Below are 23,154 nucleotides of genomic sequence, written 5' to 3'. Positions count from 1 at the left end.
GACAGCTAAAGGCGCAATGACTAAAATTCTGCGTCCCTATATTAGGGATGATTTTTCACACGTAAAAAACTCAACGGAGCTATTTTAAATGGCAACTACTAACCAATTAGTACGCAAGCCTCGCGTAAGAAACGTTACAAAAACTAACGTTCCTGCTCTTGAAGCTTGTCCACAACGTCGTGGTGTTTGTACTCGCGTATACACTACTACTCCTAAAAAACCTAACTCGGCTCTACGTAAAGTAGCTCGTGTTCGTCTAACTAACGGTTATGAAGTAACTTCATACATCGGTGGTGAAGGCCATAATCTTCAAGAGCACAGCGTGATCCTAATCCGTGGCGGTCGTGTTAAAGATTTACCGGGTGTTCGTTACCATACAGTTCGTGGTGCGCTAGATACAGCTGGTGTTAGTGACCGTCGTAAAGGTCGTTCTAAATACGGTACTAAACGCCCTAAGAATTAATAATTCTTCGTTTAGTAAGGCCAAGCAAACTGTTAACTATTTATTAGTTTTGGGTAATACCTGAAGCACAACGAGGAATAAGAGATGCCAAGACGTCGCGTCGTAGCTAAAAGAGAAATTTTAGCAGATCCAAAATTCGGATCAGAAATTCTAGCAAAATTCATCAACATCGTAATGGTAGACGGTAAAAAATCTACTTCAGAAGCGATTGTATACGGTGCGCTAGAAACTATCTCTACTAAAAGTGAAGATAAAACACACCTAGAGCTTTTCGAAATCGCTTTAGACAATGTTCGTCCATCGGTTGAGGTTAAATCTCGCCGTGTTGGTGGTTCAACTTACCAAGTGCCTGTAGAAGTTCGTCCTTCTCGTCGTAATGCACTAGCTATGCGTTGGTTAGTTGAAGCAGCACGTAAACGTGGTGAAAAATCAATGGCTGCTCGTCTAGCTGGAGAGCTATTCGACGCTGCTGAAAACAAAGGTTCTGCGGTTAAGAAACGTGAAGACGTTCACCGTATGGCTGACGCGAATAAAGCATTTGCTCACTATCGCTGGTAATTTTTGGACGCAGATTTTAAATCTGCGTCAATTACTTTCTGTCTAGGTTTCCTAGTAAGGGATTTATTGTGGCACGTACAACTCCGATCGAGCTCTACCGAAATATTGGTATTTGTGCTCACGTTGATGCGGGTAAAACTACAACTACAGAACGAATTCTGTTCTATACTGGCCTTTCACATAAGATGGGTGAAGTTCATGATGGCGCAGCCACTATGGATTGGATGGAACAGGAGCAGGAGCGTGGTATCACCATTACTTCTGCTGCGACAACAACAATGTGGAAAGGTATGGATGCGAAATTTAAGCAGCACCGTATCAACATCATTGATACTCCGGGACACGTTGACTTCACGATTGAAGTAGAACGTTCTTTACGAGTCCTTGATGGCGCAGTTGTCGTGTTTTGTGGTGCATCAGGTGTTGAACCACAATCTGAAACGGTTTGGCGTCAAGCTAATAAATATCAAGTACCACGTATCGTATTCGTTAATAAGATGGATCGTACAGGTGCTGATTTTGAAGCTGTTATTGACCAAATTCGTAATCGCCTGGGCGCGACTTGTGTTCCTATCCAGTTAAACATTGGTGCGGAAGAAGAGTTTGAAGGCGTAATTGATTTAATTAAGATGAAATCAATTAGCTGGAATGAAGCAGATCAAGGTATGTCATTTAGTTATGGCGATATTCCTGCTGGTCTACTTGAGCGTGCAGAAGAATTACATGAAGAATTGGTTGATGCTGCCGCCGAAGCTAACGATGAGCTTATGGATAAATACCTTGAAGAAGGTGAATTATCTGAAGAAGAAATTAAAGCGGGTTTACGTCAACGCACGCTGAACAACGAGATCGTACTTGCGACTTGTGGTTCTGCCTTTAAAAATAAAGGTGTACAAGCGGTACTTGACGCCGTGGTTGAATTTCTTCCTAGCCCAACGGAAGTGAAAGATATCAATGGTATTGATGATAACGAGAACGAAATTACTTGTCCATCAAGTGATGACGCTCCCTTTGCTGCATTAGCCTTTAAGATCGCGACAGACCCATTCGTAGGTACGCTTACGTTCCTGCGGGTGTATTCTGGGGTGGTCAATACGGGCGATGGCGTTTATAATTCTGTTAAGCAGAAGCGTGAACGTTTAGGTCGTATTGTGCAAATGCATGCCAATGATCGTCAAGAATTGAAAGAAATACGTGCCGGCGATATTGCTGCGGCAATTGGTCTTAAGGACGTCACTACTGGTGATACGCTTTGTGATACTAATCATAAAGTAATTCTTGAGCGTATGGATTTTCCGGAACCGGTTATCCAAATTGCTGTAGAGCCTAAAACAGTAGCCGACCAAGATAAGATGGCTATCGCCCTAAGTAAATTAGCGGCGGAAGATCCATCGTTCCGTGTTGAAACTGACGAAGAGTCAGCGCAAATTCTGATATCTGGTATGGGTGAACTTCACCTGGATATTATTGTTGACCGTATGCGTCGTGAGTTTAACGTTGAATGCAACGTTGGTAAGCCTCAGGTTGCATATCGTGAATCAATTCGTGATTCGGTTGAAGCAGAAGGTAAATTCATTCGCGAATTAGGCGGGAAAGGTCAATATGGCCATGTTCTGCTGAAATTAGAACCGCTTGAAGCGGGTGCTGGTTTTGAATTTGTGGATGCAATCGTTGATGGTGAAGTTCCTCGTGAATTCATTCCAGCGGTAGAAAAAGGTTGTAAAGAACAGATGGACCAAGGTGTGTTAGCTGGATATCCTATCATGGATGTTCGTGTTACACTCTACGGTGGTTCATTTCACGATGTTGATTCCAATGAAATGGCATTCAAGGTCGCGGGTTCTTTTGGTTGCAGACAAGGCGCATTGGATGCAAATCCAGCCTTGCTTGAGCCAATGATGAAAGTTGAAATTACCACTCCTGAGGGGTGGATGGGTGATGTTGTTGGTGACGTAAGCCGTCGTCGCGGCATGATCGATGGTATGGATGATGGCCACTCAGGTCTTAAAATTATTCATGCTAAGGTTCCGTTATCTGAAATGTTCGGTTATGCAACTGCACTACGTTCAGCTACACAGGGCCGCGCTTCGTATTCAATGGAATTCCTTGAATACAATGAAGCACCTAAAAACATCGCTGACAAAATTATTGAAGCGAAATAAAGTTTAACTTTGGTAGTCTTTATCATAAGATAAAGGCTTAACTGATAATTAGAAGGTACACGTCGTGTCTAAAGAAAAATTTGTACGTAGTAATACCCACGTAAACGTAGGTACAATTGGTCACGTTGACCATGGTAAAACAACTCTAACAGCAGCAATCACAAACGTACTTGCAAAAGTATACGGTGGTGAAGCTAAAGATTTCGCATCAATCGATAACGCTCCTGAAGAAAGAGAACGTGGTATCACGATCAACACTTCTCACGTTGAATACGATACGCCTAACCGTCACTACGCACACGTAGATTGCCCAGGTCACGCGGATTACGTTAAAAACATGATTACTGGTGCTGCTCAAATGGACGGCGCTATCCTAGTTGTTGCTGCAACTGATGGTCCTATGCCACAAACACGTGAGCACATCCTGCTTTCACGTCAGGTTGGCGTTCCTTTCATCATCGTATTCATGAACAAATGTGATATGGTTGATGATGAAGAACTGCTTGAACTAGTAGAAATGGAAGTTCGTGAACTTCTTTCTGAATATGACTTCCCAGGTGATGACCTACCAGTTATCCAGGGTTCTGCTCTTAAAGCACTTGAAGGCGAAAAAGAGTACGAAGACAAGATCATTGAACTAGCAGAAGCGCTAGATTCATACATCCCTGATCCAGAACGTGCTATCGATATGCCTTTCATTATGCCTATCGAAGACGTATTCTCAATCTCTGGTCGTGGTACTGTTGTAACTGGTCGTGTTGAGCAAGGTATCGTTAACGTTGGTGATGCAGTAGAAATCGTTGGTATCCGTGAAACTGTTACTACTACTTGTACTGGTGTTGAAATGTTCCGTAAACTGCTTGACGAAGGTCGTGCTGGTGAGAACATTGGTGCACTTCTACGTGGTACTAAACGTGAAGACGTTGAACGTGGTCAAGTACTAGCTAAGCCTGGTTCAATCACTCCACATACTAAGTTTGAATCTGAAGTATACGTACTTTCTAAAGAAGAGGGTGGTCGTCACACTCCTTTCTTTAAAGGTTACCGTCCACAGTTCTACTTCCGTACAACTGACATCACTGGTGCTGTAGAGCTTCCAGAAGGTGTTGAAATGGTTATGCCTGGTGACAACCTTAAGTTTGTTGTTGAGCTAATCAACCCAATCGCGATGGAAGAAGGTCTACGCTTCGCTATCCGTGAAGGTGGCCGTACTGTTGGTGCTGGTGTTGTTTCTAAAGTAATCGCTTAATTTCGATTAGTTTGAACAATATATAGAAAGGTCGCTTAGGCGACCTTTTTTTCATCTTCGATTTATGTCATTAATTGTTAGCAGAGAATAGCTAAAAAATGACGAACTAAGTTCGCCACATTTCATTTTATAACATAGTCATTTCACTATTAACGTTTCTTTGCATTTTTAAACGCGTCAGCAAAAGCATTGTTACCGAACGATGTATTTCTATTTTCAGTTGGATTCTGTTTTTTTGATTCTGGTTGCTTGTATGGTTTTTTTTTATTAACAACCGTTTGGTTCTTATCTGATTCTGAAGTATTACGTTGTACTATGTCATCATCTAACCGCATAGTGAGTGCGATACGCTTTCTGGCTATATCAATTTCTGTCACTTTAACTTTGACTACTTGACCAGCTTTCACAATCTCATGGGGATCTTTTACAAAACGGTTCGTTAGTGCTGAAATATGGACTAAACCATCCTGATGAACGCCGATATCAACAAAGGCACCAAAGTTAGTCACATTACTGACTATGCCCTCTAATAACATCCCTGGTTCTAAATCTGTTATTTTTTCAATACCGTCTTTGAATATTGCTGTTTTGAATTCGGGTCTTGGGTCTCGACCTGGTTTCTCTAGCTCTTGCAGAATGTCGATGACCGTTGGTATCCCCACTTTAGTATTTGTGTAATCTTGTGGGTCAAGCGATCCCAGTATTTCACTATTACCAATAATATCGGTGATTTTTCTCCCTGTCTTTTGAGTAATATCTTTTACGATGGAGTATGACTCAGGGTGAACTGCTGAGCTATCAAGCGGGTCTTTCGCGTTTAATATACGCAAGAATCCGGCACATTGTTCAAAAGCTTTAGGGCCTAATCTCGCAACTTTCTTTAGTTCACTACGTTTACTAAATGGACCGTTGTCATTACGATAATTAACAATGTTTTCAGCAATCGTTTTGTTCAATCCAGCCACACGAGAGAGTAGGGCTGCAGATGCTAAGTTAACATCAACACCGACTTTATTTACGCAATCTTCAATGACAATGTCGAGTTGCTTTGATAACAAGGTCTGGTTTACATCATGCTGATATTGACCAACACCAATTGCTTTCGGGTCGATTTTAACTAACTCGGCAAGTGGGTCTTGTAAACGACGGGCAATGGATACGGCTCCTCGAATAGAAACATCAAGCTGTGGAAATTCGTTGGCTGCTAACTCTGATGCAGAATAGACTGATGCGCCGGCTTCACTGACCATGATTTTTTGTAATTTAAGCTCAGGCTTCGCTTTAATTAACTCAGCGACTAACTTATCTGTTTCTCGAGATGCGGTGCCGTTACCAATACTGACTAACTCAACGTTATAGCGTTGGCACAAAGTCGCTAATGTCGACAGCGATTGTTGCCATTGCTTTTGTGGTACATGCGGATAGATGGTTGTGTGATCGAGTAATTTACCTGTTGCATCAACGATGGCAATTTTGGAACCTGTACGTAACCCGGGATCAAGTCCAAGTGTTACCTTTGGTCCCGCTGGCGATGCCATGAGCAATGCAGTTAGGTTGGCTGCGAATACTTTGATAGCTTCAACTTCCGCCGACTCTTTCATTTTACCGATAAGTTCAGTTTCTAATTGGCTGAGTAATTTTTGTTTCCAACTGCTGTGAACGACTGATTTTAACCATTCGTCAGCGGGTTTATTTTGATAATGAATCCCCAAATGTTTGGCGATGATTATTTCACAATAGCTGGTTGCATTTTTCTCGGTAAATTCAGGGTCTGCATTCAAACCTATTTGTAGCTCACCTTCATTTTTGCCGCGTAACATGGCTAACATGCGGTGTGATGGTACTTTGCTAATCCCCTCACTGTGGGCGAAATAATCTTTGAATTTACTGTCTTCTGTGGCTGTTTTTTTATTTTCTTTTGATTCAAGCGTTGCGTGAGAAAGTAACTGTTTACGGACTTTAGCAATCAGTTCTGCATCAACGCTCGCTTTTTCCATCAGGATAAATTTAGCTCCTTCTAATACTTGCTCTGGTTCAGCAAAATTAGTGTCTGATGTGATAAATTGTTTGGCGAGTTTGATCGGCTGCTGTTGTGGATTTGCAATCAGAGATTCTGCTAATGGTATTAATCCTGCTTCAATTGCTATTTGGCCCTTCGTACGGCGTTTGGTTTTAAAAGGTAGGTAGAGATCTTCTAAACGCGTTTTTGTTTCAGCATTATTGATAGCGGCGGTTAACTGCGGAGTTAACTTATCTTGTTCGGCAATATTTTTTAAAATTGTTTCACGGCGCGTTTCTAAGTCACGTAAGTAGGTCAGGCGCTGTTCTAATGTTCTTAATTGACCATCATCTAAGCCTTCAGTGGCTTCTTTTCGATAGCGGGCGATAAAAGGGACGGTCGACCCGTCATCAAGTAGGGTAATTGCAGCGTTAACTTGGCGTACATGCGCATTAATTTCTTGCGCGATCAGAATAGCTAATTTAGACACTTTGGATCCTTAAAATGAATAGATTTGTGATGACATGAATACGGATGATTATTCTGTAAATGGGGTGTATTGGATCTTGTTGATGTACCACGTTTTACTACCCGCAGGCGTGTGCACTATCGCCTCATCATCAACTTGTTTCCCGATAAGGGCTTTTGCCATTGGTGAGTCGACTGTAATGAAATTACGTTTAGGGTCTAATTCGTCACGGCCGACAATGCGGCACTGGATTACCTTACCATCATCATCTTCTAATTCGGCATAGGCGCCAAAATAGACTGTGCCATCTTGTTGTGGACGATAATCGACGATCTCTAATACTTCGAGGCGTTTAACTAAAAATCGAATTTCGCGGTCGATGGTTCGCAGTAAATGTTTATTTTCTTTGTAGTCAGCATTCTCACTGCGGTCACCTAGAGAAGCTGCCCAAGACACAACTTTTGTGACTCTTGGTCGTTCTTCTTTCCAGAGAAATTTAAGGCGTTTGTCTAAAGTTTCCCAGCCAACTCGGGTGATTAAGTTTGATATAGCCAATGCTATGACCTTCTTAAATTATATTGAAAAGAAATTATAGCAATAGCACAGCTGAATAGCTCATTTTCGTTATGGCAGGTAGAAAAAATGCCAGGTCGATTACTCGATACTGGCATTTTGTTCATGATTGCTCATTATTTAAATCGGTATAAACACAACTTAAATAAAGTTTAAAGTTGTGGACCTGCAGCAAGCAGTGCTTTGCCTTCTTCGTTGTCAGTGAACTTCTCGAAGTTGTTCACGAAACGTTTAGCAAGGTCAACGGCTTTCTCTTCCCATACATTTGCATCTTCGTATGTATCACGAGGGTCAAGAATCTTAGTATCACAACCTGGTAGTGTTGTTGGTACTTCTAAATTGAAGTAAGGGATCGTTTTACTTTCCACTTTTTCAATTGAGCCATCAAGAATTGCATCGATGATGGCACGCGTATCTTTAATTGAAATGCGTTTACCAGTGCCGTTCCAGCCAGTATTAACAAGGTAAGCTTGCGCGCCTGATGCTTCCATACGTTTAACAAGTTCTTGACCGTATTTCGTAGGGTGAAGTGATAGGAACGCAGCACCGAAGCATGCTGAGAATGTTGGTGTTGGTTCTGTAATACCACGCTCAGTGCCGGCTAATTTAGCGGTAAAACCTGATAGGAAGTGATATTTAGTTTGTTCTGGCGTTAGTTTAGATACTGGTGGTAAAACACCAAATGCATCTGCACTTAAGAAAATAACTTTATTTGCGTGACCGCCTTTTGAGATCGGCTTAACAATGTTTTCAATATGTTCGATAGGGTAAGAAACACGCGTGTTTTCTGTTTTCGAACCGTCGTTATAATCAACTACGCCACCGTCAAGTACGGTTACGTTTTCAAGTAATGCGTCACGACGAATTGCGCCGAATATTTCTGGCTCCGCTTCTGCACTTAACTTAATTGTTTTTGCGTAGCAACCACCTTCGAAGTTGAATACGCCATCATCATCCCAACCGTGTTCATCATCACCAATTAATTGGCGTTTTGGATCGGTTGATAATGTTGTTTTACCTGTACCAGATAAGCCAAAGAAGATTGCTGTTTCACCATCAGAACTTACGTTTGCTGAACAATGCATTGATGCAATACCTTGTAGAGGCAATAGGTAGTTCATATAAGAGAACATACCTTTTTTCATTTCGCCGCCGTACCAAGTACCGCCGATAAGTTGAATTTTCTCTGTTAAATTGAAAGCAACAAAGTTTTCAGAATTTAGGCCGTGCTTTTCCCAATCAGGGTTTGTGCACTTAGCACCATTCATTACCACGAAATCTGGTTCGTAAGTTGCTAATTCTGCTTCGGTTGGACGGATGAACATGTTCTTAACGAAATGCGCTTGCCATGCAACTTCGGTGATGAAACGAACTTTAATACGGGTATTGGCGTTAGCACCACAGTATGTATCAACAACGAATAAACGTTTTGTGGAAAGCTGTTGTGTTACGAGTGCTTTAAGATCATTCCATACGTCTTGAGAGATGGCTTTATTATCATTTTTACCTTGATCTGACCACCATACTGTATCGCGAGTTGTATCATCACGAACAATGTATTTATCTTTTGGTGAACGACCAGTGAAGATACCTGTATCAACTGCAACTGCACCTGATTCAGTAACAGTCCCTTTTTCATAACCTTCTAGACCTGCTTTTGTTTCTTCTGAAAAAAGTAGCTCGTAAGAAGGGTTATATACGATTTCTTCAACATCCTTGATGCCATATACCGATAGATCGATAGTGGCGCCAATAACTGTATTTTTATGTTTTACTTCTGTCATTGGTATCTCCTGGGGGTACAGAGTTTAATTTATTGTTTCAGATTAAATTAAGTTGGTTTGAAAATTAAATTTAATGAGTGCACTAACGGCACTCTTATTATTAAATTTAGCAGTATTAAACGATGTGCTGCGGTGTATTTGTTACACTCTTATTCCATCTTGTTTAATGTACAGGGTTGCCAATTTGCGGTGCATGTATATCTTCTACATCTCCTGCATTAAAAGCATAAAGCGAACCGCAATAATCGCAGTGCATCTCTATTTGTCCTTTTTCAGCAATAATATCAAGTAACTCTTCTTTTGCTACATTCAGTAATGCTGCTGCACTACGTTCATGTGAACAACCACATTTAAATGACACGGTTTGTGGATCGAATAAGCGTACTTTTTCTTGGTGATAAAGTCGTACTAGCACATCTTCAGCATCAAGATTAAATAATTCATCATCTTTTATCGTTGCAGTTAATGCTGCGAGGTGTTCAAAATCTTCGTGTGAACTTTTCTTGTCGTCTGATGCTGGTAATTTTTGTAGCATCATGCCCGCAGCTTGTTTTCTATAGCCAACTTTACCAGTACGGAACCACAAACGTGTTGTTAGTTGTTCAGACTGTTCGAAGTATTGTTCCAAACATTCTTGTAAAGTCTCGCCACCAAGATCAACGATACCTTGATAACGTTCGCCTTTGTCTGGTGAGATAGTAATAACCATTACTCCTTTACCAATCAATTCTTTTACATTGTTTGTGTCTGGTACTGAACCATTCCAGCGAGCCACACCACGTAATTCAAGATCTTCATTACCATTAATAACAGCAAGTGTCACTGGACCGTCACCTTGTAACTGAACCGTGATAGAGCCTTTAAATTTTAATGTCGCTGTTAATAGACTTGCTGCAACTTGTAACTCACCGAGTAGGCGCTGAACAGGTCTTGGATAATTTAGGTTTTCTAAAATATCAATAAAGCTTTGTTCAAGTTGTACAATCTCACCACGTACTTGGTGATCTTCAAACAGGTAACGGTGTAATAAATCTTTCTGGCTCATAATATTCTCGACGTTAAAGTTAATGATTTTTTATCCGCAATAGTTCTCGACGTTGTTTCTTGTCGGGACGTTTATCAGGGCTAGGGTTATACAATGTATTCAGTTTACGCGCGACATCATTTTGTGCACGCTTTTCAACACTAGTTGGTGTTTCTTCATACAAAGTAGTCGCCTCTGGTGCCCCTCTCCTTTGTGCGGAAAGCTGCTTTACGATCACTTCCTTTTCATCAAAGCCTTGTTTTATTTTTATTGTTGCACCCAACTCAACGGTTTTACTGGGTTTTGTGCGTTGATCATTGTAGCGGACTTTACCACTTTGGATCATGTCTCTGGCAATGGCGCGGGTTTTAAAAAACCGTGCAGCCCACAACCACTTATCAAAACGCACATCACTATCTGGTTTGGTATTTTTTGACATATTGAATGTAACCATATTCCAAATAAACGATCTTATTGATCTGATTATAACAGATAAATAAAGCAGTAAGAGAGTCTTTTATTACGCGGAAATACACATTTCATTAACTAAATCACGTCGTTGATTTCACATTTCTTTCGTCATAGTTTCATTTGTAAGTGTTCTAATTATAGTGTGGCGAATAATCAGAATTCATATATTCTTTAAAGGTTAGCGCTGGTATGTTTTTTTATTAAAAAAACATTAATTTTCTATTATGATTTACCCGATTTATCTGATTTATATGATTTAACTGATGTTTGTCGTGTTTAAGGCTTGTACGGATAGAACGAGAAGGCTAGTATTGGTCAGTTCAATTTACGACTTTTATTCGGGTTAATCACAAACGTTGGTAAACATAGCTTATTTTGAAAGTAATGCTGTATTAGGGTAATACAAAAATGGATAATTTAGATGCGCTTAAGCAGCTTATAATCAAACTACCTCAAAAACAAATATCGACCTTTTGTTGCTATTTTTTACTCGCTGTATTTTGTTATCAATCAGCGGTGTTAACTTGGCAGTTATGGCCGATAAAATCTGATTCTGCAACATTATGGCAACCTATATTTAGCCGTGGTAGTGATCAAGCCAAAAGTTATGAATTAAATACACTTCGTAATTTAAATTTATTTGGTAAACAGAACGCAGAAAATCAAGCGTCTGTCGCTGTTCAGACTATTGATGCACCAAAAACACGCTTACGTCTAATATTAGTTGGTCTTGTTGCGAGTAGTGAACCAAGTCTTGCATTAGCTATTATCGAGCTCAAAGGTAAGCAAGAAACGTACGGGATTGATGATGAGATTGGCGACACGAATGCGGTGTTAAACCAGGTACTGGTTGACCGTGTGATCATTAAATATCGAGGTAACTTAGAAACGTTAATGTTGGATGGTGAAGAGTTCACTCGTGAGACAAGCGGGCGACAGTCTCATAACGAAAGTTCAAGTAAAGCACCTAGAGGCCTTTCTAATCTACGTAAAGACTTATTATCAAACCCTGCCAGCATTACCGACTACGTACGTATTTCTCCCGTTCGAACTAATGGGCAATTAGCGGGTTATCGTGTTAATCCAGGTAAAAATCGTGAACTATTTAAAGAAGTTGGTTTAAAGCCAAATGATCTCGCCGTATCGTTAAATGGATATGATTTAACGGATACTCGCCAAGCAATGGAAGTTGCCACGCAACTGAAAGACTTGACCGAAATGTCCCTCACCGTTGAGCGTGATGGGCAATTACACAGTATTTATTTAAGTATGCCAGAGTAGCCATTTGAGCAACACTTTTTAAGCCGGTAACTTAGGTAGCTAAGGATAAAGATGAACCTTAATAACGTTGGAAAAAAATTAACAAGCTTAACCTCAGGGATATTGCTGAGTTTGAGTGGGATGGCCATGGCTGCCGATTATTCTGCAAGTTTTAAAGGCACAGATATTAATGAATTTATTAATGTTGTGGGTAAAAACTTAAATAAAACCGTGATCATTGATCCGAGTGTGCGTGGCAAGGTGAATGTTCGTAGTTACGATTTATTAAATGAAGAACAGTATTATCAGTTCTTTCTTAATGTCTTAGATGTATATGGTTATTCCGTTGTTAAGATGGACAATGGTGTACTTAAAGTTATTAAAAGCAAAGTAGCAAAAACATCAAGCATACCAGTGGTTGATGATAACGATCCTGGTCAGGGTGATGAAATGGTTACGCGTGTAGTACCTGTTCATAATGTATCAGTACGTGAGCTCTCTCCGTTATTACGTCAATTAAATGATAATGCTGGTGGCGGTAATGTAGTGCATTATGAACCGTCTAATGTGTTAATGCTGACAGGCCGCGCAGCTGTGGTTAATCGCTTAGTAGAAATTGTCCACCGTGTAGATAAAGCGGGAGATCAGGCCGTTGATATTATTCATCTTAAATACGCATCTGCTAGTGAGATGGTTCGTATTATTGATAGTGTGAACAAAGGCGATGGGAAATCGAAGATCCCAAGTATCTTACAACCTAAAATTGTTGCTGATGATAGAACTAACGCGGTTGTGATTAGTGGTGATCCCAAAGCGCGTCAACGTGTTGCTAAATTAATCCAACAGCTTGATAGCGAATTAAAAAGCACAGGTAATACCCGCGTTATTTACTTGAAATACGCGAATGCCAAAGAAGTTGCCGAAGTTTTAAAAGGGGTGAGTAACTCTATTGAGGATGGAACGTCTGGTTCATCGAGTAAATCAAAATCAAAATCGAGTTCAAAATCAGAGCCGGGTATTGAAGCGCATGAAGACACCAATGCGTTGGTGATTACCGCGCAACCGGATGTGATGCGTACCTTAGAGCAAGTGATTAGTCAGCTTGATATTCGCCGTGCACAAGTATTGGTCGAAGCGATTATTGTCGAAATATCAGAAGGTGATGGCATTGACTTTGGTGTTCAGTGGGCAACTGAAGCAGGAGGCACGCAATATAATAATGGCAAGCAAGTCTCTTTAGGTGCACTTGGCCAGGGTATTTATGATGCACAGGATAAAAAAACGACAACGATTTATACTGACCCTACAACAGGTGCAGAAACACCGAGGACGACTACAACTTCTGGTGATACTTCAGCACTTGCTTCAGCACTTGGTGGTGTGAACGGCATGATTATGGGCGTTATGAATGGGTCAAAAACCTTCGGTGCGATTATTCAAGCGGCTGCGACAGATACTAATTCTAACCTTCTTGCTACGCCAAGTATCATGACACTCGATAATCAAGAAGCCACATTTGTTGTTGGTGAAGAAGTCCCCGTTATTACAGGCTCTTCAACGGGGTCGGGTAATGAAAACCCATTCCAGACGATTGAGCGTCGGGAAGTGGGAATTAAATTAAAAGTGACGCCACAAATCAACGAAGGTGATGCGGTACAGTTAACCATTGAGCAAGAGGTATCACAAGTATTAGGTTCTACTGCGGTGGATGTGACTTTTGCGAAACGTCAGGTAAATACCAGCATTTTAGTGGATAGTGGGCAAACGATCGTGATTGGTGGCTTACTTGATGAGAAAGTGATTGAAAGTATTTCTAAGGTGCCTTGGCTCGGCGACATCCCTTGGATTGGTAATTTATTTAAGTCTACATCATCAAGCACTTCAAAACGTAATCTGATGATCTTTATTAAACCGACCATTATTCGTGATAATGCATCGATCCGCGGTATCAGTAATCGTAAGTACAGTTTAATGCGCGCAAATCAGTTGCTACAACAAGAAAAAGGTGTCGCATTGATGCCGTTTACTGATGTTCCAGTGTTACCTAAATTTGATGAAGAACGTATTATTTCGCCTGCAGTTCGTCAATATCTGGAAGAACAAGATAATCAAACGGTTGAATTTGATATGAGAACGAAGCCTAAAACGACAAGTGAGGCTGAGTAGATGAGTACTCAGGATTATGACGAGGTAAGTGAAAGCGAACGCTTGCCTTTTTCGTTCGCCAAAAAATTTGGTGTGGTGCTAAGTGAAGCTGAACGCGGCTGGGTGTTATATCACAAAGCCGGTGTTGCCCCGAGTACGGTACTTGAAGTACGTCGTAACCTTGGTCAAGTGTTTCAATTGGTATTATTAGATGATGAGGCATTCGAATTAAAACTGACAGACGTGTTTCAACGTGACTCATCAGAAGCAAGACAGTTAATGCAGGACATTGGTAATGAAGTTGATTTTTTTACGTTAGCTGAGGAGTTACCAACCGAAGAAGATTTATTGGAGTCCGATGATGATGCGCCGATCATTAAACTGATTAATGCGATGCTCAGTGAAGCAATTAAAGAAGGTGCTTCAGACATTCATGTGGAAACATTTGAGCGTGCATTGGTGATCCGCTTCCGTATTGACGGTGTATTAAGAGAGATTTTGAAACCGAATCGGAAATTAGCATCATTGTTAATATCACGAATCAAAGTCATGTCAAAAATGGATATCGCAGAAAAGCGTGTTCCCCAAGATGGGCGAATTTCGTTGCGAATTGGTGGACGTGGTGTTGACGTGCGTGTATCAACCTTACCATCGAGTTTTGGTGAACGTGTCGTAATGCGTTTACTCGATAAGAATAACGCTAAATTAGAATTAAAGCATTTGGGGATGACGTTAGATAATCGTAATAAGATGTCTGAACTTATTCATAAGCCACACGGCATTATTTTAGTTACTGGTCCTACGGGGTCGGGTAAGAGTACGACCTTATATGCCGCACTATCGGATATTAACAGCAAAGATCGTAATATCTTAACGGTTGAAGATCCAATTGAATATCAACTTGATGGCATTGGGCAAACGCAAGTGAATCCAAAAGTTGATATGACCTTCTCACGTGGTTTACGTGCTATTTTACGTCAAGACCCCGATGTTGTGATGATTGGTGAGGTGCGTGATTTAGAAACAGCGCAAATTGCCGTTCAAGCTAGTTTAACGGGTCACCTCGTATTATCTACCTTACATACTAATACCGCAGTGGGCGCCGTCACTCGTTTACGTGATATGGGATTAGAGCCCTTCTTATTGTCGTCAAGTATATTGGGAGTACTGGCACAACGATTAGTTCGAACGCTTTGTCCAGATTGTCGAGAGGGTGCACCGCCAACAGAGCGCGAACTTGAGCAATTGGCTTCTAATCGAGTGGCGGACGCGACAGTCATTTATCATCCGAAAGGTTGCGAAAACTGTAACAACACAGGCTATCGAGGTCGTACTGGTATTCATGAATTATTAATCGTCGATGAAGATGTGCGAGACATGATCCACAGTGGTGCTGGCGAACAGATTGTAGAACGTCATATTCGACCATTCACACCAAGTATCCGTCAAGATGGCCTAGCTAAAGTACTGGAAGGTGTCACCACCTTAGAAGAAGTACTTCGTGTGACAAGAGAGGGATAAGCATGCCTGCATTTTCTTATTTAGCGATTGATCAAAAAGGTAAAAATAAAAAAGGGGTAGTGGAAGCTGATGGGCCAAAGCAAGCGCGTGCTTTATTACGCGAGAAAGGCTTAACCCCACTGGAAGTGGAAATGTCTGCTGCGGCTGAAAAGAAAAAAGCGGCAGGTATTTTTTCATTTAAACGAGGTATTAGTACGGCGGATATGGCGCTATTAACCCGCCAGTTATCCACGTTAATTGCTGCTTCGCTACCACTCGAGGAATCATTAAAAGCGGTTGCAGAACAAAGTGAACTACCACGTATTCAGAATATGATCTTAGCCGTACGGAGTCGTGTTGTTGAAGGACATACGTTAGCAGAAAGTTTTGCTGAGTTCCCTCATGCCTTTGACGACTTGTATTGTTCTATGGTGGCCTCTGGCGAAAAGTCGGGTCATTTAGATAAAGTACTCAATCGTTTGGCTGACTATACCGAACAACGCCAAAAAATGACCAGTCAATTAACGCAAGCCATGATTTATCCGGTCATGTTAACGCTGGTGGCTATTGGTGTTGTGTCGCTATTATTGACAAGTGTCGTGCCTAAAGTTGTAGGCCAGTTTGAACACATGGGACAAGAATTACCGCAAATCACCCAAATATTGATCGGACTTTCTGATTTTGTCAGTAACTATGGTCTTTATCTTGTTGTTGGTATTGTCCTTACTATCATTGTTATTAAACGCTTGTTATTAAAACCTGCGAATCGCTTGATATTCGATGAACGATTATTAAAAGTGCCTGTCATTGGTAAGGTGAGTCGTGGAATCAATACTGCGCGTTTCGCGCGAACATTAAGTATTTTAAATGCCAGTGCGGTACCGCTACTCGAAAGTATGTTGATTGCGGGACGGGTATTAACCAATATGCATGCGCGTAAATTGGTCGAAGCTGCGACAATGCGCGTTCGTGAAGGTACTAGTTTAAGAGCAGCATTAACGGAAACAAAATTATTTCCACCAATGATGCTGCATATGATTGCCAGTGGTGAACAAAGTGGTGAATTAGGTCCGATGTTAGAGCGCGCTGCAGATAATCAAGATTCACAATTTGAAGCGCAAGTGACGATGGCTTTAGGCATTTTTCAACCCTTACTGGTAGTGAGTATGTCGGGTGTTGTATTATTTATTGTGATGGCAATTCTTCAACCGATTTTGTCTTTAAACAATATGGTTTCAGGTTAGATTTTTATTTCAAATAGAGGATTTTATGAATAATAAAAAACGGAGTATGTCAGGTTTTACCCTGTTAGAAATCATGGTTGTTATCGTGATTTTAGGTATTCTTGCATCAATGGTTATCCCTAATTTATTAGGTAATAAAGAAAAAGCGGATCGCCAGAAAGTAGTATCAGATATCGTCGCGTTAGAAAATGCGATGGATATGTATAAGTTAGACAACAGCCGTTATCCAACGACAGAACAAGGCTTAGATGCATTAGTTGAAATGCCGGATGTAGATCCAGAACCAAGAGATTATCGTACTGGCGGTTACATCAAGCGTTTACCGCAAGACCCTTGGGGTAATGAATATCTATTAGTTAGCCCAGGTGAACATGGTCAAGTTGATATTTATTCTATTGGTTTAGATGGTGAAGAAGGTTCCGATGACGATATCGGCAACTGGAACATGCATGATAAGTAACTAATTGTTTTATTGAGGCACAGGTTCTTTTCTGTGCCTTTTTTTATCCAACTGAATGCATTCGATGTTAATTCTTACTCTATCAGAACGCATATCAACAATGAGCAAAGGTACACAATGAAAAATCGTACTCATCAAGAATCTGGCTTTACACTATTAGAGATAATGTTAGTTATATTCTTAATGGGCATGATGGTCACCGGTGTTGTCATGACAATGAGTTCTTCTGGCCCTGATAAGCAACTCAAAAAAGAAGCTGCTCGTTTTATCGGAGTGCTAGAACTGGCTGAAGAAGAAGCCTTACTTAGTAGTATTGAAATGGGGATCGTGATTGAAGAACAGCACTATCAATTTGTTTATTTAGATGACAATGATAAATGGTCCGCATTTAATGATTCTAAGTTTTTTGTAAAAAAAGAGCTACAAGAAGACATGCTTATGTCACTTGAGTTAGCTGGGCTGAAAGCGGAAGGCAGCTTGTTAGGTGATCGCAAGCTATTTGCTGATGATGATGGTTTGTTTGAGGATAATGGCGGGCTATTTGAAGGTGATGAAAAAGACGAACGTATCGAACCGGATGTGTTTATTTATTCAAGCGGTGAAATTACCGATTTTACGTTGACGTTTACCTATATGGATGCGGATGCAGGGGACAGTAGTATCAAGGTCCAATTTGATGAATATGGAAAATTAATGATTAATACCACGATGGATGGATTTTAATGAAACCATGTTTAGGAAAAAAAACATTCTTTAAGCAAGCTGGCATGACATTATTAGAAGTCATGGTGGCGATGGCGGTATTTGGCACGGCTGGTTTAGCCGTGATGAAAGTCGCGACTGAAAATCTCAGCAGCTTAGCCTATTTGGAAGAAAAAACATTCGCTAATTGGGTGGCTGCTAATACTTTAACTGAATTAAAGTTAGCAAAAACAATACCTGGAAAGTCATGGCGAAAAGGTGAGTCTGAATTAGCGGGTCGAACTTGGTATTGGCGTTATAAAGCAGAATCGACAGACAGCAATGATTTTGTCGGGGTGACAGTCGAAGTGGCGACAGATAAGAAGTATGACTCAACGATTAGCCATTTACTCACCTATGTGGTGCGCTAAGATGATGCGAGAACCGACAATAAAACAAAATGGCTTCACATTGATCGAGATGATGATTGCGATCGCTATTTTTGCCTTACTCAGTCTGGGGGCTTATCAAGTATTACAAGGTGTATTACGCAGCGATGAAATTTCGACAGAACGTGGGAATGCATTAAAACAATTACAACGAGCAATGGTTATTGTCGAACGTGATTTTCAACAAATGAATGCGCGTAATAATCGTAGTGATGATGACCAGACAGCAATGCCATTACAGTCTGGGAAATTTATGTTTGATAGTGATGACGATGGTATTGCTTTCGTTCGCAGTGGTTGGCGTAATCCATTATCACAGTTACCACGCTCATCGTTACAGCGGGTAATGTATCGTGTTAAAGATGCGCACTTAGAACGTTTAAGTTATGTCTATTTAGACCCCATTACAGGGGAAGAGCCCAAAAGGCAATTGATCTTGGAAAATGTCGAATCATTAACGTTCGAATTTTATCATAAAAATAAATGGAATGAGACTTGGACAAACAAGACCGCATTACCTGATGGCGTTAAAATGACGCTAACATTAAAAGGTTTTGGTGAAATTCAGCGCTTATTCCTATTACCTAAAGCGACAATCGACAAATAAAGATGAAGATAAAGATAAAGGAAAGGGCAGCTAATGATATATGCCTCTAAACAGCGTGGTATTGCACTATTAACCGTCTTACTTATTTTGGCTGTGATGGTGATTATTGCCAGTAATATGTCATCACGTTTACAGCTGGAATTACGCCGTACCAGTAACATAATGACGCATCAACAAGCCCTTTGGTATGCTTATGGTGCAGAGGCGTTGGTTGAAAAGGGCTTAAAGCAAGCATTGAAAGACGATGATACGATCAACTTAGATCAATATTGGGCCACAGAAGGCATGATGTACCCAGTTGAAAATGGACTCATTGGTGGTCAGGTTTTTGATATGCAAGCCTGTTTTAATGTTAATGCTGTTACTGGAGAAGATGATAAAAACGGTCAAGCCCCACTGAAGGTCCGTTTATTCCGTAACTTATTAGAACAGCTTGACCTAGAAGTGTATGACGCGGAGCAATTAAGTGATGCCTTACGTGACTGGATTGATACTGATACAAATGTGGTGTCGAGTTACGGTGTTGAAGATGCTTACTATGAATCCCTTGATTACCCTTATCAAGCGGGTAACCAACGTTTAATTAATGTCAGTGAACTACGGGCAATAAAAGGATTTAACCAAGCTGTTTACCGTAAGGTTCGTCCTTATCTTTGCGCCTTACCTACAGCAGACTTAAAGATAAACGTGAATACCATTGTGATTGATAAGCCTGAGATATTAGCTGGATTATTTGCAGGGCAATTATCACTAGATGTAGCGAAAACAATATTGGAAGAACGGCCTAACGGCGGTTGGAAAACAAAGGCGGATTTCTTGGCGTTACCGTTATTGGCTGGTATTAAGCTGGATACGGAAGAGCAAGCTGTGTTTGATATAACAAGTGGTTATTTTGTTGCGCTATTACAAGCTGAATTTGCTAGCGCAACCATGAAAGTAGAATCGTTATTTAAAGCTGAAAGCAAAGATAGTGTTTATGTTATTCGTCGACAATTCGGAGGAGCTCAATGAGTGAGCAATTAGTAGTAAGGCTTGGTAGTGAAAGTCGACAAGCAATACATTGGTTAGTGTGGTCAACCGTTGAAAGCGAGATCATTGCATCAGGTGTTTTGACCAGTGCCGCTGAACTTATCGAGCTAAAATCCCGTGCTGGTGGGCGACCTATCATTGCATTAGTACCAAGCTGTGATATCACGTTTAAAGAGGTGGAATTACCTGGGCGTAGTAATAAGCAATTACTCAATGCATTACCCTACATGCTAGAACAAGAATTGAGTAGTGATATTGATAAGCTACACTTTTCTGTTCTAAGTAAGACTGCGAATACAGTATCCGTTGCGGTGATTGCGCATGACAAAATGCAGCAGTGGCAATCATGGTTATCGGATGCCGAACTAGTTTGCACACAAATTATTCCTGATGCCTTAACACTGCCGTACAGTGAAGAGAGTTGGAGTGCGATTGAATTAGATGGGCAATGGCTTATTAGGAAAACTCGTACACAAGGTATGTGTATTGAGACCGCATTATTAGGTTTTGTCTTGCCAACGGTTGCTCATGTAGACGTTGATGATGAGAGTGCTGTGCAGACGGTGACTAGCTATTCTACTATCGATCATCTTGAGTTAGATAATTGGCAACAGAATACAATTGAGTTGCCAATGAAACTTTGTGCTGAGGGCGCTGTTACCAGCCGTTATAACTTATTACAAGGCGAGTACAAAATAGTACGTGAAGAAAATGTCGCATTAAAATTATGGCGTGGTACGGCTATCGCAGCAGGTCTAGCTATCGTGATGATATTTGTGAATCAATTTGTGATGTTAAATAAGTTAGAACAGCAACAAATGGCATTAGAGAATGAGATTAAGCAGGTATATAAAACGGTATTTAAACCGAAGAAAATGCGCCTAAATACGCGTTTAGTTAAAAAACAGATGCAGAATCGTTTAAATGATTTACGCGGTGGGGGCAGTGATTCAGGATTCTTAGTGATGTTAAGTCAGCTGACCCCTACATTTAAACAATCACCGGATATTAAACCTATTTCAGTTCGATTTGATACGAAACAGGCAACATTACGATTGCAAGCAAGTGCGGCGGACTTTCAGGCCTTTGATCAATTCAAATCATCGTTATCGACTGAGTTTGATGTTGAACAAGGGACGTTAAGTCAACGAAATGGCCGCGTTCAGGGCACGCTGGATATTAAGGGTAAAAAATGAAGGCATATTGGCAACAATTAGAGCAAAAAGAAAAGCAGCTCATTAGTTTATTAATCGCCACATTATTGCTTGCAGGTGGTTACTGGCTGGTTTGGCAACCGTTACAAAATGATATTAGCAATACCCAACGAAAAGTTAATGTTCAAACGCAAACACTCGCCGATGTGAAAGTGATAGGGCAAAAAATTATGAATTTACAGGGAGGCCAAGTAAACCGTCCTGAAGCGGGTGATCTTAACCAGCTTGTTAGTCGTAGTGCTAAACGTCATAAGATAATACTCACACGTATTCAAGCAAAAGCAGATAATCTGCAAGTATGGATTGATGATGTTAATTTTAATCAGCTTACCGATTGGTTAGAGCAATTGAACAAACAATACGGTATTGAAATCCAGAATATTGATCTGAGTGTGTCAGATAAAAAAGGGATGGTTAAGGTTCGCCGATTACAGTTAGGAAAAAGAGCATGAGAAATAAACTTCTAGGGCTATGTTTTGTCATGATTACGTATGTATTCTTTCTTATCGGCACACTACCAGCTACATTAGTATTATCATATATTCCATTGCCAGCGAACTTAACGATTAGCCAAGTTGAAGGTTCGGTATGGAAAGGGGAAGCAAAACAGGTATCTTTTAATCATATAGAAGTGAAAGATGTAAGCTGGGATACATCGGTAATTGCGCTATTAACGGGATCTGCACAAGTTTACGTTGAGTTTGGTCGTGGTAAGAATAGCTTACGCGGCAGTGGTGAACTAGGCTATTCAAGTGCTGGTGTCTATGCGCAAGATTTCACCGTTACGGCAAGTTCTGAATGGTTAGTCACGGCGAGTAATATTCCATTACCAGTGACGACTAAAGGTAGCGTTAAATTGACAATAGCAGAGATGCAGCAAGGAAACCCTTGGTGTGAACAACTTGATGGACAGCTGAGTTGGTCTAATGCAGGCATTGACTCACTGTTGGGCAATGTAGAAATTGATTCTGCTGTCGCTAATTTAACTTGTGATAAGGGGACTATTGTTGCGAATATCAAGCAGAGCTCTAATCAGCTGAAATTATCTGGTATTGCTACGTTAGAAAATCAAGGTAAATACACGTTTTCAGGCGTACTTGTACCAAGTAATGAATTACCGCAATCAATACGCAGTAATTTACGTTATGTTGGGCAAGAAAATGCCAAGGGTGAGTATAAGATTAATTACGCAGGCCGCATATAATGTTGTTATATAACGCGTACTCGTTATGACAAGGATGCAGAATTAAAATGACACATCAGAAACCTAAAATATTAAGCACGAAAATTGTCGCAGAAAGTCGACTATTTAAAATTGAGTCTGTTGCACTGCGCTTTTCTAATGGTGTTGAACGTACTTACGAAAGAATGAAAGGCGGTGGTCACGGCGCCGTTATGATGGTGCCAGTCGATGCGGATAATAATCTTATCTTGATCCGTGAATACGCTGTCGGTACTGATAGTTACGAACTTGGTTTTCCCAAGGGGGCGATCGATAAAGGTGAAACAGCATTGATTGCTGCTAATCGAGAGTTAATGGAAGAGATTGGATATGGGGCTAAAAGACTAAGCTTACTGAAAGAAGTTAACTTAGCACCGAGTTATTTTTCAGCTCGAATGCAGATTTATCTTGCACAAGATCTGTACCCTGAATCTTGTGAGGGTGATGAACCTGAGCCACTCGAAATTATAAAGTGGCCATTAGCCAGAGCAAATGAGTTACTTGATAATGATGAAATCACTGAATCACGCGCTATTTGCGCATTATTACTTGCCCTAAAACAACTAGATAAGTAATACTAAATCATTAAGC

Annotated in this window: 22 protein-coding genes; 17 read left to right on the top strand and 5 right to left on the bottom strand. The window is 40.7% G+C overall.

Features of this window, described 5'->3' with window-relative positions; all coding sequences use genetic code 11:
* Nucleotides 1–88: 88 nt before the first annotated feature.
* From rpsL to tuf, 4 genes are all read left to right on the top strand, one after another.
* Complete coding sequence (rpsL, locus tag HWV03_RS20850; protein WP_006033662.1) at nt 89–463, top strand: 30S ribosomal protein S12; 375 nt, start codon at nt 89–91, stop codon at nt 461–463.
* Nucleotides 464–547: 84 nt separating this feature from the next.
* The gene (rpsG, locus tag HWV03_RS20845; RefSeq protein ID WP_017223615.1) at nt 548–1,021 is read left to right on the top strand and encodes a 30S ribosomal protein S7; all 474 of its coding nucleotides are present in this window, start codon (nt 548–550) and stop codon (nt 1,019–1,021) included.
* Nucleotides 1,022–1,089: 68 nt separating this feature from the next.
* The gene (fusA, locus tag HWV03_RS20840; protein WP_211677762.1) at nt 1,090–3,183 is read left to right on the top strand and encodes an elongation factor G; all 2,094 of its coding nucleotides are present in this window, start codon (nt 1,090–1,092) and stop codon (nt 3,181–3,183) included.
* A gap of 64 nt (nt 3,184–3,247) precedes the next feature.
* Nucleotides 3,248–4,432, top strand: coding sequence for an elongation factor Tu (tuf, locus tag HWV03_RS20835; protein WP_211677761.1), 1,185 nt, complete (start codon nt 3,248–3,250; stop codon nt 4,430–4,432).
* Nucleotides 4,433–4,581: 149 nt separating this feature from the next.
* Here tuf and HWV03_RS20830 read toward each other — a convergent pair whose 3' ends face one another.
* The 5 genes from HWV03_RS20830 to hslR all read right to left on the bottom strand — a co-directional run bounded on the left by HWV03_RS20830 (nt 4,582) and on the right by hslR (nt 10,720).
* On the bottom strand, nt 4,582–6,921 hold the full coding sequence (locus tag HWV03_RS20830; RefSeq protein WP_211677760.1) for a Tex family protein: 2,340 nt from the start codon (nt 6,919–6,921) through the stop codon (nt 4,582–4,584).
* Between the two features lie 48 nt (nt 6,922–6,969).
* Entirely contained in the window at nt 6,970–7,455 is a 486-nt protein-coding gene (gene greB, locus HWV03_RS20825) for a transcription elongation factor GreB (RefSeq protein WP_211677759.1), read from the bottom strand.
* A gap of 170 nt (nt 7,456–7,625) precedes the next feature.
* Nucleotides 7,626–9,257, bottom strand: coding sequence for a phosphoenolpyruvate carboxykinase (ATP) (gene pckA, locus HWV03_RS20820; RefSeq protein WP_211677758.1), 1,632 nt, complete (start codon nt 9,255–9,257; stop codon nt 7,626–7,628).
* 163 nt (nt 9,258–9,420) lie between these two features.
* Nucleotides 9,421–10,302, bottom strand: a complete 882-nt coding sequence (gene hslO / locus HWV03_RS20815; RefSeq protein ID WP_211677757.1) for an Hsp33 family molecular chaperone HslO — start codon at nt 10,300–10,302, stop codon at nt 9,421–9,423.
* A gap of 19 nt (nt 10,303–10,321) precedes the next feature.
* Nucleotides 10,322–10,720 carry a ribosome-associated heat shock protein Hsp15 gene (gene hslR, locus HWV03_RS20810; RefSeq protein ID WP_446724893.1) on the bottom strand — a complete coding sequence of 133 codons (399 nt, stop codon included), beginning with the start codon at nt 10,718–10,720 and terminating at the stop codon, nt 10,322–10,324.
* Nucleotides 10,721–11,160: 440 nt separating this feature from the next.
* Here hslR and gspC point away from each other — a divergent pair, with 440 nt between their 5' ends.
* The 13 genes from gspC (at nt 11,161) to nudE (ending at nt 23,138) form a co-directional block, all read left to right on the top strand.
* The gene (gene gspC, locus HWV03_RS20805) at nt 11,161–12,033 is read left to right on the top strand and encodes a type II secretion system protein GspC (protein WP_211677755.1); all 873 of its coding nucleotides are present in this window, start codon (nt 11,161–11,163) and stop codon (nt 12,031–12,033) included.
* A 51-nt stretch (nt 12,034–12,084) separates the two neighbouring features.
* Entirely contained in the window at nt 12,085–14,178 is a 2,094-nt protein-coding gene (gene gspD, locus HWV03_RS20800; protein ID WP_211677754.1) for a type II secretion system secretin GspD, read from the top strand.
* The gene (gene gspE / locus HWV03_RS20795; RefSeq protein ID WP_211677753.1) at nt 14,179–15,678 is read left to right on the top strand and encodes a type II secretion system ATPase GspE; all 1,500 of its coding nucleotides are present in this window, start codon (nt 14,179–14,181) and stop codon (nt 15,676–15,678) included.
* 2 nt (nt 15,679–15,680) lie between these two features.
* Nucleotides 15,681–16,901, top strand: a complete 1,221-nt coding sequence (gene gspF, locus HWV03_RS20790; protein WP_211673297.1) for a type II secretion system inner membrane protein GspF — start codon at nt 15,681–15,683, stop codon at nt 16,899–16,901.
* A 25-nt stretch (nt 16,902–16,926) separates the two neighbouring features.
* The gene (gene gspG, locus HWV03_RS20785; protein ID WP_211677752.1) at nt 16,927–17,361 is read left to right on the top strand and encodes a type II secretion system major pseudopilin GspG; all 435 of its coding nucleotides are present in this window, start codon (nt 16,927–16,929) and stop codon (nt 17,359–17,361) included.
* A 117-nt stretch (nt 17,362–17,478) separates the two neighbouring features.
* Complete coding sequence (gene gspH, locus HWV03_RS20780; protein ID WP_211677751.1) at nt 17,479–18,084, top strand: type II secretion system minor pseudopilin GspH; 606 nt, start codon at nt 17,479–17,481, stop codon at nt 18,082–18,084.
* On the top strand, nt 18,084–18,473 hold the full coding sequence (gene gspI / locus HWV03_RS20775; protein WP_211677750.1) for a type II secretion system minor pseudopilin GspI: 390 nt from the start codon (nt 18,084–18,086) through the stop codon (nt 18,471–18,473). The genes gspH and gspI overlap by 1 nt, the downstream gene beginning before the upstream one ends.
* Nucleotides 18,430–19,098, top strand: a complete 669-nt coding sequence (gene gspJ / locus HWV03_RS20770) for a type II secretion system minor pseudopilin GspJ (RefSeq protein WP_255546965.1) — start codon at nt 18,430–18,432, stop codon at nt 19,096–19,098. The genes gspI and gspJ overlap by 44 nt, the downstream gene beginning before the upstream one ends.
* 33 nt (nt 19,099–19,131) lie before the next feature.
* Complete coding sequence (gene gspK / locus HWV03_RS20765) at nt 19,132–20,109, top strand: type II secretion system minor pseudopilin GspK (protein WP_211677749.1); 978 nt, start codon at nt 19,132–19,134, stop codon at nt 20,107–20,109.
* Nucleotides 20,106–21,323, top strand: a complete 1,218-nt coding sequence (gene gspL, locus HWV03_RS20760) for a type II secretion system protein GspL (RefSeq protein WP_211677748.1) — start codon at nt 20,106–20,108, stop codon at nt 21,321–21,323. Before gspK ends, gspL begins: the two co-directional genes overlap by 4 nt.
* Nucleotides 21,320–21,793: a type II secretion system protein GspM gene (gspM, locus tag HWV03_RS20755; protein ID WP_211677747.1), complete on the top strand. Its 474-nt coding sequence runs from the start codon at nt 21,320–21,322 to the stop codon at nt 21,791–21,793. Before gspL ends, gspM begins: the two co-directional genes overlap by 4 nt.
* Complete coding sequence (locus HWV03_RS20750; protein WP_211677746.1) at nt 21,790–22,545, top strand: type II secretion system protein N; 756 nt, start codon at nt 21,790–21,792, stop codon at nt 22,543–22,545. The genes gspM and HWV03_RS20750 overlap by 4 nt, the downstream gene beginning before the upstream one ends.
* Before the next feature lie 47 nt (nt 22,546–22,592).
* Entirely contained in the window at nt 22,593–23,138 is a 546-nt protein-coding gene (gene nudE / locus HWV03_RS20745) for an ADP compounds hydrolase NudE (protein WP_211677745.1), read from the top strand.
* The last annotated feature ends 16 nt before the right edge of the window (nt 23,139–23,154 follow it).

The sequence above is a fragment of the Moritella sp. 36 genome, from assembly GCF_018219415.1.
GTDB lineage: Bacteria > Pseudomonadota > Gammaproteobacteria > Enterobacterales > Moritellaceae > Moritella.
This window is presented reverse-complemented; position numbering and strand designations above follow the sequence as displayed.